Genomic DNA, 14,570 nt, shown 5'->3' with positions numbered 1-14,570 from the left:
ATGAAGTTAAATTTTAGCAAGAATTATAGATGATGAATGATTTTTGTATTATTTTTTTTAATAATAACTTTGACAATTGTTTTTAAAATAATTAATCACCTGTATTTTGGAAATCCTGAGTCAATAAATTTATTTGGTGATGCGTTTCCAAATGTCCTAAGGGAAAACTGGTTTAATTCTCAAAGCGGGGCTATCAGCTATTTAACGGGACCAATTGGTTTTAAGTCATTTACACAGTTTGATCTAAATTATAATGGTCTTTTTATTGAACCTGTTTTTTGAGATCTGCTGATTAATTGATTTTTTATTATAGCTCTTGTTGCTTGATTTGCTTTCTTTACTAAGATTATTTTTTTTACAAAAGATGAAGCAAAAGAAGAGCTTGAAAATCAAAAAGCTCAAGGTGCTAATATTGAAATTAATTATATCTTTAATGAAAACAAGACTTCTAAAATTGAAAAAAACAATGTGCTTAAATTAAACGCAACTGAAGTATTTGAAGACACTGAAAAAATAACTAAATACAAAAATGAAACAATTTTTGAAAATAAGGTTGTAAACAAAAAGCATTATCAACGAGTTTCTACAAAATATATTTTAAATCAGCTATATGATACTTTTCCTAATGAAACCAAAAAGACAGTAAACTTAGTATTTGAAAAAACTTTTAAAATTTTTGAAAAAAAATTACTAAATGGTGAAGAAATAACTATTTCAAACTTTGGAAGATTAAATTTTGTAAGAACTGATCCTTGTGAAAAAGTTAATCCTTTAACTGGAGAACCAATTTTTGTGCCTGCAAAAAATACTGTCAAATTCAAAACATCAAAGCAACTTCGTAAAAAGATGACTGATGCTAGTTGAACTGGTAAGTATAAAGTTAAAAGAAAAGTTGAAAAAACTATTGTAATTGAATACAACGATTAAAATTTGACTTTAATTAAAAAAAATGGGGGACCAAAATTGGTCCCCCATTTTTTTTTTTTTTTTGAACCAAAGGCAAGAAAAAAATTGACTGCATCTTTAAAAAAATTAATTATTAAGGTGTAAAAAGAATTGATTAAAGGAAAGTATTACACAATATGAAACCAAAAATTTCAAAACTTGATTTTGAGTCGACATATGACAAAATATGCGATTTTATAAATATCACCCCAACTATTCACGCTGTTAATTTAAGCAATATTACTGAAAATGATGTATATGTGAAATTAGAAAACTTGCAAAAAGCGGGTTCTTTTAAACTTCGTGGAGCTTTAGCAAAAATTCTTTCAATTGATGAAAAAGTTTTGGCAAAGGGAATTGTTGCTGCTTCTGCTGGAAATCATTCTCAGGGAGTAGCCTACGCTGCTAAAATGCTTGGGATTGAAAAAATGACAACTATCGTAATGCCTGAAAATGCACCAAATGCTAAGATAAAAGGTACAAAAAAATATGGAGTGGAAGTTATTTTGCATGGAAAGTTTTTTGATGATGCAAATAATAAAGCTATAGAGATAGCAAACGAAACTGGAAAAGCCCTAGTTCATGCTTTCAATGATTTGGACATAATTAAAGGTCAAGGAACAATCGGAATTGAAATTTTAGAAGCTGTTAAAGATTTGGAATACATTTTCATTCCCGTTGGTGGTGGTGGCCTTTGTTCTGGAATCGGACAGTATGTTAAATTAGTTAATCCAAACTGTAAAATTATTGCTGTTGAAAGTGCAAACGTTCCTTCTTATTTTGAAGCTCGCAACTTGAAGCAACCAATTTTGATAAAAGGCAAAACCTCAATTGCTGATGGAATTGCTGTAAAAGAAACAGGAAATTTAACTTTTGAAATTCTTCAAGATGTAGTTGATGACGTTGTATTAGTTTCTGAAGAAGAAATTGCTCAAGCTATTTTACTTCTTTTTGAGCATTGCAGAATTGTTGCAGAAGGAGCGGGAGCTACTGCTATTGCCGCAGTTTTGTTTAACAAATTAGCGTTAAAGAATAAAAAAATAATGTGCGTCTTGTCGGGCGGAAACATAGATGTCACTTCATTTTTAAATATTACTAATCGTGCTTTAATTGATTTACATCGTCGTGTTGTTTTGCAAATTAAAGCAGCTATTGATAAAAATAATTTGGCAAATATAACAACTATCATTTCTCATAACAAAGTTCAAATTCATTCAATATTTCAATCGCAACAAGAAAATTATTTAAAAATAAATGAAGAAACATATCATGTATGTGTTGATATAAACGACCCTCAAGAATTGATAAGTATTATAAATCAAATTAAAGAGAAGGGATTTGTTTTAAATAATGAAAGTTATTTAAAAGCAATTTTATAAAATATGAAAATGTTCAATACAAAAAATGCCCCTCAAGCTGTTGGGCCTTATTCACAAGCTATTATTTTAGATGACAAAAAAATATTTGTTTCAGGGCAGTTGGGTTTTGATATGAAAACTATGATTCTACCCGAACATGTTGAGCAACAAACATTAAATATCTTAGAAAATATTAATAGCATTTTAAATGACGCTGGTTATACTAAGCGCGATATTTTTAAAACAACAATTATGTTAAAAAATATTGGCGACTTCATAATTGTCAATGAAATATACGCTAACTTTTTTGAGGACCACAAACCGGCACGTAGTTGTTTTGAAGTAAGTAATTTACCTAAAGAAGCATTAATTGAAATAGAAGTAATCGCACAATATTAAGGTTAAGGAGAATATATGATTATTGGAATACCTAAAGAAATTAAAAATAACGAAAATAGAGTTGGAATTGTTCCTGCCGGAGTTCGTACATTAGTTGAAAATGGCCATACTGTTTTTGTTCAAACAGAAGCAGGATTAGGATCTGGAATTACAGATAGCGAGTATGCCGAAGCTGGAGCAGAAATTGTTTCCATTTCTAAAGTATGAGATGCAAATATGATAATTAAAGTTAAGGAGCCTTTAGAAGAAGAATTTAAGTATATTAAAAAGGACCAAATAATATTTACTTACTTGCATTTAGCTGCTAATAAAAAGTTAACTGATTTTTTAAAAAAATCAGGAGCGATTGGAGTTGCTTACGAAACAATGGTTGGAACAAAAAATGACTTGCCATTACTAACTCCAATGTCAGAAGTGGCAGGTCGCATGTCAGTTCAAATTGGAGCTCACTTTCTAGAAAAAAATAATGGGGGTAGTGGAGTTCTTTTGGGTGGAATATCTGGAGTACTACCTGGAAGGGTAACGATTATTGGAGGAGGTATAGTTGGGTACAATGCCGCAAAAACAGCTGTTGGATTAGGCGCCGAAGTAACTCTTTTAGACATTAATCCAAATCGCCTACGAGAACTTGACAACATTTTTAATGGCCGTGTGAGATTGCTAATTTCTAACTCAACAAACATTTCAGAAGCAGTAGCTCAGGCAGATCTAGTGGTTGGAGCCGTTTTAATTCCCGGAGATGTTGCCCCAAAAATTGTTAAAGAAGAATACATTAAAAAAATGAAACCTGGATCGGTAGTAATTGACATCCCCATCGATCAGGGAGGAATTTTTGAAACATCTGAAAAAATTACAAGTCACGAAAGTCCTATCTTTGTAAAACATGGTGTCATTCACTATACTGTTCCTAATATGCCAGGTGCAGTTGCAAAAACAGCGACCTTCGCTTTGACAAATTCTACTATTCCTTATGCATTAGAAATTGCTAATAGAGGAATAGTTGCAGCAGCATTAGAGAATAAAACTATTAAGACTGGAATCAATATTTTTAAAAATAATATAACTTTGGAAGTGGTTGCTAAAGCGTTTAAAGAAGAGTTTATAGATTTTGTTGATCTTATTTAATAGTTATAGAAAGGAATAATGGAATATGCTAAAAAACGCAAAAAAAGTAAATAAAGCATATGAATTTATGACTCTTATTACCATGGTAATGGGAATGATGATTGGATCAGGAATATACATTAAAAATCATTCTGGCATTGGTGGAATATTAGGAAATGCCGGAAACAATCCATGAATTGCAATTATGATGTGATCGATATTTGGTGTCATCGCCACAATGATTATATTAGTTTTTATTGAAATCGCATCGTCTACAAAAAACAAGGGCCATTCAACTTTACAAAACTGAGGATCAAAATTTTTGGGACGAAAAACTGGTTCATTCTTTTCTCTCTTTTTTGTGATATTTTTCACTCCTGTATTAACTTGTGTTGGAGCTTTCTTATCAGTAAAAGTTGTTTTTGATGGAATCGATGCACTTTACGGTAAAGAATGAGCCGGAGAATCTTTACGTTTAACATTAAGGACTCTTTTTACTTTAGCAGTATTGCTAGGGTTTATGATTATGAACATTTTTACAACAAAACCAGGTGTAATAGTTCAAACAGTCACTGCCTTACTAAAATTTGTTCCTTTAATTTTAGTAATTATTGGTGGTATCATTCTTCGTTCACAAGGAAATGAGAATGCTTTTACTAACTCAAGCGGGAAGTGGGAAATAAGTCATATAATTTTAACAGTCACTCCCATTATGTTTTCATTTATGGGCTTTATTGAATCTGCTAGTTTGCAAAAAGACATTAAAAATAAGGAAGTCGTTGCGCCCGCATTATTTTTTGGAGTCATCGGAGTTTCACTATTTTATGTATTAATTTCAATTGCTATCTTTTTCGGAAGCAAAGATGGCAACGTGTTTACATTATTTGACAATCTATTTCAAAAAACTCCAGGATGAGCAATGTTTTTCAAAGTTATTGTCGCTATAACAGCCACAAGCGTTGTTAATGGATATGCTATAACTGGAACAAAAGGAATTCTTTCTAGTTTTGAAGATGGCTTATTTTATGCTAAGCAAGGTTTCAAAGTTTCATTAATTAAAGCTGGAGTTATTCAATCATTAGTTACTGTGTTTCATGCCATAATTTATATTATTTTGGGTTGAATTTTTTACAAAGATATTATTAAAGTTGTTGATTTAATATCTAATAGCGTAGCAATTGCAACGTTTACCATATATCTACTACTTATTTTTGGAGTGATTAAAAATCGCATTACAAAGAAAATAGAAGTTGATAAAATGAAATATTTATTTGGTATTGCTCTGTTACCTTCAATTGCTCTTTCATTATCTCTTGCATATATTTATTACGACTTATTTTCAAAAGTTGTTGATTCCAAAACAATGATAGAGCCAACAATTTTTATAGTAACTATGATTATATTAGTAGGACTATTTTTATATAATGAATCTAAAATTAAGCAATTTGGTACATTAAACCTCCCTGTTATTAATCAATTAATTGCAAAATAAATAAAAAAAGTTAGAGATTACTCTAACTTTTTATTCCTCAAATAAATAACTAAATTCTGATTCTTTCATAATTTTTTCTTTCTCAAAGATTGCTTGCTTATGCATAAACTCATCAAAATTATAATGTTCCTGATTTTTAGAATTATAAATTTCATAATAATGAATTTCATCAATGTCTTCAAAAGCAGTAGTAATCAAATCTTCGTAAAACTTGAGTTGCAAAATTTCTTTTTGTTTATTTAGTCGAGCAGTAGTTTTAAAATCAACCAAATGTCATTTATCATTTTGATCCAAATAAAGTAAGTCAAATGTTCCATTATAACGTCCATTTGAAAGTGAAACTTCACTATAAATTTCTTTAGGTAATACATTTGATAAATTTTCTTTAATTCATAAATATTCTCTTGTATGTGTTTGAATTGGTCAACCATTGTATTTATGGTCGCAAGTGCCTTCATTATTATTTTTTATGTATTCACTCAATCGATTATGAACACAAATTCCTTTTTCAATTCCAGCTTTTAAAGCCTTAATTGGAATATCTTTAACATTAAAAGGATAAACAACTTCAATTAATTTTGTAATGCTTGGACCCTGAATAATTTCATTAGTTGCTGTTCAATAATATTCATGTGTTGCTTCATTAAGTTTTACAAGTGGATTTGCGTAATACTCTTTAATTTTCATCTTTACCTCATCATTTAAATTTTATCTTAAAAGGCTAAAAAACTATAAAAAAACGTCAAATATGACGTTTTATTTTTATTATTCCGAAACTTCTGTTTCTCCACTAATAATTGCCACTAATTGAGCTACTTGTTTTTCTAAAGCTTCAATTCTTTCTCCAAAACTTGGTCCTTCTCTTCTTGGGCCACGGTCTCCACCAAAGCTTCTACCACCACGGTTTCCGCCACGATCTCCGCCAAAGCTTCTTCCACCGCCACGATTTCCACCGCGATCTCCACCATAGCTTCTATTTCCACGGTCTCCACCGTAAGTTCTGCCACCACGGTCTCCACCAAAGTTTCTTCCACCGCGGTCTCCGCCGCGATCTCTATCTGATCCACGATCTCTATCTGATCCACGATCTCCGCCGTAATTTCTTTCACCGCGATCTCTATCGCCATTACGGTCTCTATCTCTTCTATCTTCACGATCACGTGAAAATCCTCTATCAGAATTTCTATCTGATGAATTTCTATCTCTTTTTTCCATTTTTCCTTTACGATCTCTTACGTCCAGCTTTTGGTACGGGATCTCTCTTTTTCAAGACCTTACAACATAATAACTCTTGGCAACTTATTCACGTTTTAGTATCTCTTATGTAATTGTATATGGTTATTTATAAAAGTGTTTATTTATTTTTATTATGACTTAAATAATCTTTATCCAAATTAGTGATTTTGATTTAACCTATTTACAATATATTTCAAAGTTTTACACATTGACGGAACAGTTATTAAAAATAAAACATAATCGACAGTCGTATTAATAGCATTTAGTGCTAATGAATAAATTCAAATACTATAATTTTCTCAAACATAGGCTCCATAAAACAAGACACCAGCAATAACTCTAAATAGATATATTAAAATAGTTGGAACAGTTACAAAAATAAATCAACTTGTAAAATCTAATATTTTTGAAGTGGTTTTAACTGGTCTCAAAAAGCAACAACCAGAAATAGCCATAATTGGTAAGAAGTAGTCAAACATAAATGCTCCTGGCATTCCAGCATCTAAATTACCTGGCATAAATCAAGAGATTACTCCACAAATCATACAAACTAAACTTGTTTTAAAAAAATCTGAACTATAAGCCATAAAAAATAATGGTAAAAATTTTAATGACAATGATGTATACGCTGGCAATTGTACAAATCCCATAAGATAATCCAAAATTATAAACATTGCAACAATCATTCCCATAAAGGTAATATCAATTACTTTAAACTTTTGAATTCTTATTTTTTTTCATCTTCAATTAATGTTCAAACTATTTCAAATAATAGAAACAAAATTTAAAGTTATGAATGATAAAATTAAAAATTGTTTAGCATCTGTTGTTTCAATATCAGTATCCTCAAAAAAAGAAAATCCTAACAAAATTTGTACTGCTATAATAATAATATTTAATACTACCATTGCAAAAATTAAAATAACTAAATTACCCGATGAATCATTGGCTAATCTTTCTTTAATATAAATTGTTGTCAAAGCAATAAATGCACTTACAAATAAAATACTGTATGCGACACTTGCCCAAAAAAATAATTTTCTTTGCATATTTTATCCTCTCGAAAAGACAGAATATAAAATTATAAGGACTTCCTACGCTAGTATTAACTAGATCAGGTTCTAAGAGTATTTCTCAAACTTTTCAGTTACCTCTGCCTTTTCTCTTTCATTATAACCTAAGAAATAAAAAAACATCGAAAGATGTTTACTCTAATATTAATTTGTTTTTAATTCTAAATAATTCTTGTGCATTGTCACGAGTAGCTGCTGCAATTTCCCCACTTGTTGTTCCACGAATTTCAGCAATTTTTTGGACCGTTAATGGTAAATATTTACAATGGTTAATACGTTTATCAAAAGGTATTGGTGCTGAATATGGTGCATCTGATTCTACCATTAAGTAATTAAGCGAAATATTCTTAGCAATTCGCTGAATTTCTGCTACTTTGGTAACTTCACCATTTAAAGAAATCGAAATTCCTTGCTTAATAAACTTTTGAGCAATTTCTCAAGTTCCTTCAAAAGAATGAACAACACCAGAAGTAACTTTTTGTTTTTTTAAAATTTCTAGCGCGTCATCATAAGCATTAGTCGATCCATTGATATCACGTATATGTAACATAATTGGTAGGTTTAATTGCTGAGCAATTTTAATTTGATGTATGAAAGATTCTTTTTGTTGTTTAATATATTTGGTTGAACGATTATAATCTAAGCCAATTTCCCCAATTCCAACAACTTTATCTGCATGAGCTAAATCTTCTAAAAATTCATACGCTTCTTCTGTAAACAAGTGAGCTTCATTAGGATGAATCCCAACAACTGCAAATACATTTTTATTTTTTTCTGCTTGAATAATAGCAACTTTTGAAGATTTAATGTCGAAACCAATATTATTAATAAGAGCTACTCCAACCCTATTTGCTTCTTTAACAATTTCTGATGATGTAATTTCCATTTCTGCATACGCACTATCATTTAAGTGACAATGAATATCGTAAATTCCTGATGGCATAAGTAGTCCTCTTTTCTTATTAAATTAATTATAAGTGTTAATTTTGTCAAAAAAAATAGAAACCCTAAAGATTTCTATTTTATTAAGAATTTCTTAGCTCTTTGCTCAATTTTGCAATTTTTGATTTGATTTTTTGTTTACGAATTTGAACACGAAGTTTTTTAGCAGTACGAAGTTTTTTCTTTTCATCTCGAATTTGTTTTTTTCTAAAGTTAAAACTTGCAACTGTCAACTCATCACGATGGATGTGTTGATAAATTTTACGGAAGCAATAATTTTCAAATCATTTTAACAGAAATGTTGCAAAAGCTAAAGCAAATGAAACACCTCATATTCAGAAATGCATATTCATTGCTATTTTAAACCCTGAGTTAATTCCTGGAACTACAAGTGTTCCAATGTTTAAGATAAATGCAAAAACCATTGCAGCAATCATTCATTCATTAATACGCATTTTTTCTGCTTTATCACGAGCAACCTTAACACTATAATTACGAGTTTGTGTAGTTCATACATAAAATACTGGGGCAAAAATAATTACAACATAAGCAGCAGTAGAACCAGCTTGTGCGTCATCCATTGAAACAGCTGCTATAAAGAAAGCTGCTACTGCACAAGTTGTATGTATAATTGCCATCGATAATATTTCTCACAAAATCCATTTGAAAACAGATTCTTTAGCATTACGAGGAGCATAAGCCATTAATGTTTCTTTAGAATGAGCCATTCCAATCGGAATTGCCAAAATTGTCTCGACAGCTAAAATATGTCATAAAACATTAATATCTCCCAATGCTTTAATAATTCCATCTGGCGTTCCATATTTTTCACCACTAAGAGCTGTTATTGATAAAACAATTAAAATTGTTAATATTTGAGATAAATTTGCTCCCAATAAAAAGGCAATTGAACGCTTAATTTTTTCATAAACATTACGTCCTTCACGAACTCCTGAAATAATTGTTGCGAAATTATCATCTGCTAAAATTACTTTTGCCGATTCTTTTGCAACATCAGTTCCGCTCATTCCCATTGCTATTCCAACATCAGCTTTTGCAAGTGATGGTGAATCATTTACTCCATCTCCTGTCATTGCGACAATTTTTCCTTGAGATTGTAAAGCTTCAACTATTCGGGTTTTATGTTCTGGGTTAACTCTTGCGAATACATTTGTTGTCTTTAATTTTTCATTAAATTCAGCATCATTTAGCTGATCAATTTCTTCACCAGTTAAGCCTTCATAAAATTTTGTATTTGAAATTCCCAAACGTTTTGCAATTTCCAACGCTGTAATTTTATGATCACCTGTAATCATAATTACACGAATTCCTGAATCATTTGCTCTTTTAATGGCAGTTTTTGCTTCATTTCTAGGTGGGTCCATCATTGCAACACAACCTAAGAAAACTTCATGTTGATCATATTCGTCTAATCTGGGATTTTGTACAGTATATGCAAAACCTAAAACACGTAATGCTTCTTCCAATAAAGGAGTACATTTTTCTTGGATTTCTATTTTCATTGCCTTAGTTAGCGTAACAATTTCTCCATCAACATAAGTCTTTGAACAGCGTTTTAACAACTCATCCAATGCTCCTTTTGTATAAACAATTCGTTTTCCATCAACTTCATTAACAGTAGTCATTAATTTTTTATCACTATTGAAGGGAATTTCATCTAATCTTGGATACATTTCACGATACTTTAATTCATTAAGCTTTAATAACTGTGTTCAATTAGTTAACGCTAACTCAGTCGGATCACCAATTTGAACTCCACCTTCACTTATTGAATCACTACATAACATTAAAGCATTTATAAAATGGAATGATTGTGGATCATTTTTATTATAGCGATATAGTCTTTGATCTTGAATTTGATTATTACTAAAAACTTTTAAAATAGTCATTTTATTTTGAGTTAAAGTTCCTGTTTTATCTGAGCAAATTACATTAACTGCTCCCAATGTTTCAATTGCATTAAATGTTTTTACAATAACTTTACGATCTGCCATTTTTCGAGCACTTATAGACAAAGCAATCGTAACAATAATCATAATTGATTCAGGAATTAAAGAAACCGCAGCAGATATTGAGAAAATTAAAGCATCAACTAAATTTTCAGGAGTACGATTACTTTCTAAAAACATAATTGTAAAAATTAAACTTCCTAACAAAACAGCAAAAATTGAAACTCATAATGTTAACTGACTTAACTTATTTTGTAACGGAGATTTTTTTTGCTTCGTATTAGCAATACTTGATGCAATTTGACCAACTGCAGAATATTTACCAGTTGCAAATACCACACCAACTGCCCTTCCATCGGTAATGAAAGTAGACATAAAGCCTAAGTTAATTTGATCTCCTAACACCATTTCTTTATTCATTAAAGATTTAGTAATTTTTTCAACTGGTAATGATTCTCCTGTCAATGCAGATTCATCAACTCTTAACTTTGGCGATTCAATAATACGAATATCAGCAGGAATAAATTTTCCTGTTTCAATACATACAATATCTCCTCTAACAATATTTTCGACGGGAATTTCAATTTGTTTACCATCTCGAATAACAATTGTCTTTGGTTCAGCCAACGATTTAAGAGCATTTAAAGATTTGTGTGCTTTAATTTCTTGAATTGATGAAATTAAAGAGTTAACCAACACGACTCCAAAAATTACACAAATTCCAGCTATATTTTCTCCCTTTAAAGTAATTTTCAAAGCTAAAGGTAAGATAACAGATAGGATACCTGCAAAAACCATTAAAATTGCTAACGGATCTAAAAAAGTTTTAAGAAAAATAACTATATTTGATGTTTGCTTGGCTTCTTCAAGTTTATTTGGGCCCTCTAATTCTAAACGACGTTGAGCTTCTTGTGAAGATAATCCAACATTTGGATCAACATCAAATTTATTACATATTTCTTTATTTGACATTGCATATCAACGTTTCAAATCTTTTTTAAATTTGACAGTATTATTTGTACTCATGATAATAATTCCTCCTGAGCTTTAAAACATTATTTAATTATAACACTCTAATTTTTAGTTTCATTAGGCATTTACTCTATTTCAAAAATTTTTTTTGCGTTTTTTGTTGTAGCCTCAATTATATTTTCAAGACTAGTATTTTTCAATTCTGCTACTTTTTGAGCAGTTAAAAAAATATACTTTGGGTAATTAGTTTTTCCTCTATGAGGGTGCGGTGTTAAATAAGGTGCATCAGTTTCTAGTAAAATTTTATCTAACGGAATATACTCAGCGGCAGCTTGTAAATCCTTAGCATTTTTAAAAGTAACGGCTCCCCCAATATTAATATATGCGCCAATTTCTAAAAACTTTTTAGCATACTCTATGTTAGCTGAAAAACAATGAACGATCATTTTTTTGGGTTGATAAACTTTTAAAATTTCTAAAGTATCATCATACGCTTGATATTGATCTTTTTCGTCTCTAATGTGCATTTGTAACACTAAATTATTTTCATTGGCAAGCTGAATATGCTTAATGAACCATTCTTTTTGCAATTCCATATCTTTTTTGGTGTAAAAATAATCAAGCCCTGTTTCACCAATTGCTATAACTTTTGATTTAGTAGCAAGGTCTTTCAATATTTCAAAATTACTAAAATCTTGATTACTAACTTCATTAGGGTGAATCGCGATTGCTGCATAAATATCATCGTATTTTTCAGCATATCTAATGGCTTTTAATGAAGAGGCAATATCAAATGAAGCACATAACCATCCACCCACATTATTTTCATATCCATCTTCAAGCAAATCGGCAATCATTTCATCATTAAAAAAAGTTTCATCGTTAAAATGAATATGAGCATCAAAAATTTTTTTATTGTCAATCATTTTACACCATCCCTTTATTAAATTATATCTTATCAAAAATAAAGTTATAATAATTACATATACAACATAGGAGGTATATTAATATGAGTAATAAAATATTAGTTGTTTCAGGTTCTGCTAGCCCTGTTGAAGCTTCATATTCTGCTGAACTAGCAAAAAAATTTATTGAAGAATATAAAAAATTAAACAAAGATGATACTTTTGAGTATTTGGATTTGAATGAAATTGCTATGGCATCAAAAACACTGACAAGATCAAACATGGGAACATATTTTAATGAAGAGGATTCATTAAAATACATTAGTCAATTAAAAAGTGTCGATAAGGTTATCATGGTAAGTCCAATGCATAACTTTAATGTAACTGCGTTAATAAAAAATTATTTGGATCATATTTTATTAGCAAACGAAACTTTTTCTTACAAGTATTCAAAAAAGGGTGATGCAATTGGATTATTAGATCATTTAAAAGTTCAAATATTAACTACACAAGGAGCACCTTATGGTTGATATTTATGAGGTAATCATACTGAATATTTAAAAGGTACTTGAGAATTTGTTGCTGCTAAAGTTAACACACCAGTTTTGCTAGCAGGAACAAAAACTGAACCTTTAAACAAATTAACACCAGTTGATGCAGTCAAGACAATTGAAAAAGAAATTCAAGCTGCAGCTAAAATATTTTAATAAAAAAGTAAGTAATTTAATTACTTACTTTTTTTAATTTCTTTGTCATTTTTAATGTACCAATATGTTTAATAACCAATTAAGCAACAATATTCTAGTTTTTTTATTTACCTAAACAATACTTTCTAAATATATTATCGATAATTTCTTCATCATATTGTTCCCCAATTAATTCATTTAAATAGTTTCAGGCTTCATACAAATCTACATTCACAATATCAATTGGCATAAAATTTTGAATTGCTTGTAATGCCTGCTTAATTTTTTCTTGAACGCTTTCGATTAAAGCTATTTGATTAATATTAATCAAAATTAGCTCATTAGAAGCTAAAATTTCTTCGTTTACATACATTTCTTTAATCTTAAAAATTAAATCATCAATTTCATTATTAATTGCACTCGTGAACACGGCTTGTGGATATTTTGAAACAATTAATTTTATTTCTTCTTTAGTTAACAACTCATTTTTGTTGACTGTCAGAATATGTGACTTATTTTTTAAAAGCTTTAAAATTTCAACATTTTCTGGGCTATCAAGATTATTTTTTGTCATAACGAAAATCACTAAGTCAGCTTTATTAATTAGATCTTTAGATTTCTTAATTCCCAAAGATTCTACAACATCGTCAGTTTGACGAATCCCTGCAGTGTCAACTAAATTTAAAGTGACATTTCCCAAACTTATCTGACCTTCAACAATATCTCTAGTCGTACCCGGAATATCAGTTACAATTGCCTTATCTTCGTTTAATAAAGTATTAAGTATTGACGATTTTCCAACATTTGTTTGACCAACAATTGCAGTTTTAATTCCTTCAACAGATTTATTAGCCATTTTTGAACGAACTAGTAGTTTTGTAACTTGTTGCTCTATTAAAGTCAACAGTTTAATTAAATCTTCAACACTAGACCCCTCAATGTCATCATAATCGGGATAGTCAATTGACACTTGAATTCGTGAAATAATATCTATTAAGTTTGCTTTTAATTCAACAATCGCCTTGTTGTTAATTCCACTCATATTATCAATTCCAACTTTTAAAGCTAAATCATTAGTTGCGTGAATTAAATCATTAATTCCTTCAGCTTGAATTAAGTCAATTTTACCATTCAAAAATGAACGTTGCGAAAACTCACCTTTCATTGCCATTCGAGCACCTAAATTTAAAATTAATCTAATAATTCTATTTGTATTTAAAATTCCTCCATGACAAGCAATTTCAACAACATTTTCGCCAGTAAATGATTGAGGGTTAACAAAAGTTGTTAGAACCACTTCATCAACTAAATTATTATTTTCATAAAGTTTGCGAACAAAAACACCTTTTTGAGTAAGAATTTTCTTTTTTAATAAATTATTAATAATTACAAATGCATCATCACCGCTAATTCGAATTAAGGCAATGGCCTGTGTTGCAATACTGGTTGCTGGCGCAACAATTGTGTCATTTAATTTTGCCATTCTAT

At 29.9% G+C, this 14,570-nt stretch carries 13 protein-coding genes and 1 riboswitch; of the genes, 6 read left to right on the top strand and 7 right to left on the bottom strand.

The window, feature by feature from the left end:
• The 5 genes from CXP39_RS00200 to CXP39_RS00180 all read left to right on the top strand — a co-directional run bounded on the left by CXP39_RS00200 (nt 1) and on the right by CXP39_RS00180 (nt 5,298).
• Nucleotides 1-927 carry an HU family DNA-binding protein gene (locus tag CXP39_RS00200; RefSeq protein ID WP_027048337.1) on the top strand — a complete coding sequence of 309 codons (927 nt, stop codon included), beginning with the start codon at nt 1-3 and terminating at the stop codon, nt 925-927.
• Between the two features lie 155 nt (nt 928-1,082).
• Nucleotides 1,083-2,324, top strand: a complete 1,242-nt coding sequence (ilvA, locus tag CXP39_RS00195; protein WP_027048336.1) for a threonine ammonia-lyase — start codon at nt 1,083-1,085, stop codon at nt 2,322-2,324.
• Nucleotides 2,325-2,327: 3 nt separating this feature from the next.
• Entirely contained in the window at nt 2,328-2,702 is a 375-nt protein-coding gene (locus CXP39_RS00190; protein ID WP_027048335.1) for a Rid family detoxifying hydrolase, read from the top strand.
• A 15-nt stretch (nt 2,703-2,717) separates the two neighbouring features.
• Entirely contained in the window at nt 2,718-3,827 is a 1,110-nt protein-coding gene (ald, locus tag CXP39_RS00185) for an alanine dehydrogenase (protein ID WP_027048334.1), read from the top strand.
• A 25-nt stretch (nt 3,828-3,852) separates the two neighbouring features.
• Nucleotides 3,853-5,298, top strand: coding sequence for an amino acid permease (locus tag CXP39_RS00180; protein WP_027048333.1), 1,446 nt, complete (start codon nt 3,853-3,855; stop codon nt 5,296-5,298).
• 30 nt (nt 5,299-5,328) lie between these two features.
• Here CXP39_RS00180 and CXP39_RS00175 read toward each other — a convergent pair whose 3' ends face one another.
• The 6 genes from CXP39_RS00175 to CXP39_RS00150 all read right to left on the bottom strand — a co-directional run bounded on the left by CXP39_RS00175 (nt 5,329) and on the right by CXP39_RS00150 (nt 12,417).
• Complete coding sequence (locus CXP39_RS00175; protein ID WP_027048332.1) at nt 5,329-5,985, bottom strand: PD-(D/E)XK nuclease family protein; 657 nt, start codon at nt 5,983-5,985, stop codon at nt 5,329-5,331.
• Between the two features lie 78 nt (nt 5,986-6,063).
• Nucleotides 6,064-6,513, bottom strand: a complete 450-nt coding sequence (locus CXP39_RS04005; protein ID WP_027048331.1) for a hypothetical protein — start codon at nt 6,511-6,513, stop codon at nt 6,064-6,066.
• Nucleotides 6,514-6,692: 179 nt separating this feature from the next.
• Nucleotides 6,693-7,583: an energy-coupled thiamine transporter ThiT gene (locus CXP39_RS00165; RefSeq protein WP_027048330.1), complete on the bottom strand. Its 891-nt coding sequence runs from the start codon at nt 7,581-7,583 to the stop codon at nt 6,693-6,695.
• Between the two features lie 24 nt (nt 7,584-7,607).
• Nucleotides 7,608-7,699, bottom strand: a riboswitch (TPP riboswitch).
• A 41-nt stretch (nt 7,700-7,740) separates the two neighbouring features.
• Nucleotides 7,741-8,550 carry a TatD family hydrolase gene (locus tag CXP39_RS00160; protein ID WP_027048329.1) on the bottom strand — a complete coding sequence of 270 codons (810 nt, stop codon included), beginning with the start codon at nt 8,548-8,550 and terminating at the stop codon, nt 7,741-7,743.
• An 82-nt stretch (nt 8,551-8,632) separates the two neighbouring features.
• The gene (locus CXP39_RS00155) at nt 8,633-11,545 is read right to left on the bottom strand and encodes a cation-translocating P-type ATPase (protein ID WP_051591883.1); all 2,913 of its coding nucleotides are present in this window, start codon (nt 11,543-11,545) and stop codon (nt 8,633-8,635) included.
• 71 nt (nt 11,546-11,616) lie between these two features.
• Nucleotides 11,617-12,417, bottom strand: coding sequence for a TatD family hydrolase (locus CXP39_RS00150; protein WP_027048328.1), 801 nt, complete (start codon nt 12,415-12,417; stop codon nt 11,617-11,619).
• Nucleotides 12,418-12,500: 83 nt separating this feature from the next.
• On the opposite strand from CXP39_RS00150, the gene CXP39_RS00145 reads away from it, so the two are divergent.
• Nucleotides 12,501-13,103: an FMN-dependent NADH-azoreductase gene (locus CXP39_RS00145; RefSeq protein ID WP_027048327.1), complete on the top strand. Its 603-nt coding sequence runs from the start codon at nt 12,501-12,503 to the stop codon at nt 13,101-13,103.
• A gap of 103 nt (nt 13,104-13,206) precedes the next feature.
• On the opposite strand, the gene mnmE is transcribed toward CXP39_RS00145, so the two are convergent.
• A complete protein-coding gene (gene mnmE, locus CXP39_RS00140) occupies nt 13,207-14,565 on the bottom strand; it encodes a tRNA uridine-5-carboxymethylaminomethyl(34) synthesis GTPase MnmE (protein WP_027048326.1) in 1,359 nt (452 codons plus the stop codon).
• Nucleotides 14,566-14,570: the final 5 nt, after the last annotated feature.

Source organism: Mesoplasma syrphidae (assembly GCF_002843565.1).
GTDB lineage: Bacteria > Bacillota_I > Bacilli_A > Mycoplasmatales > Mycoplasmataceae > Tullyiplasma > Tullyiplasma syrphidae.
The sequence above is the reverse complement of the archived record's forward strand: the minus strand, read 5'-3'. Positions and strand labels throughout refer to the sequence as shown.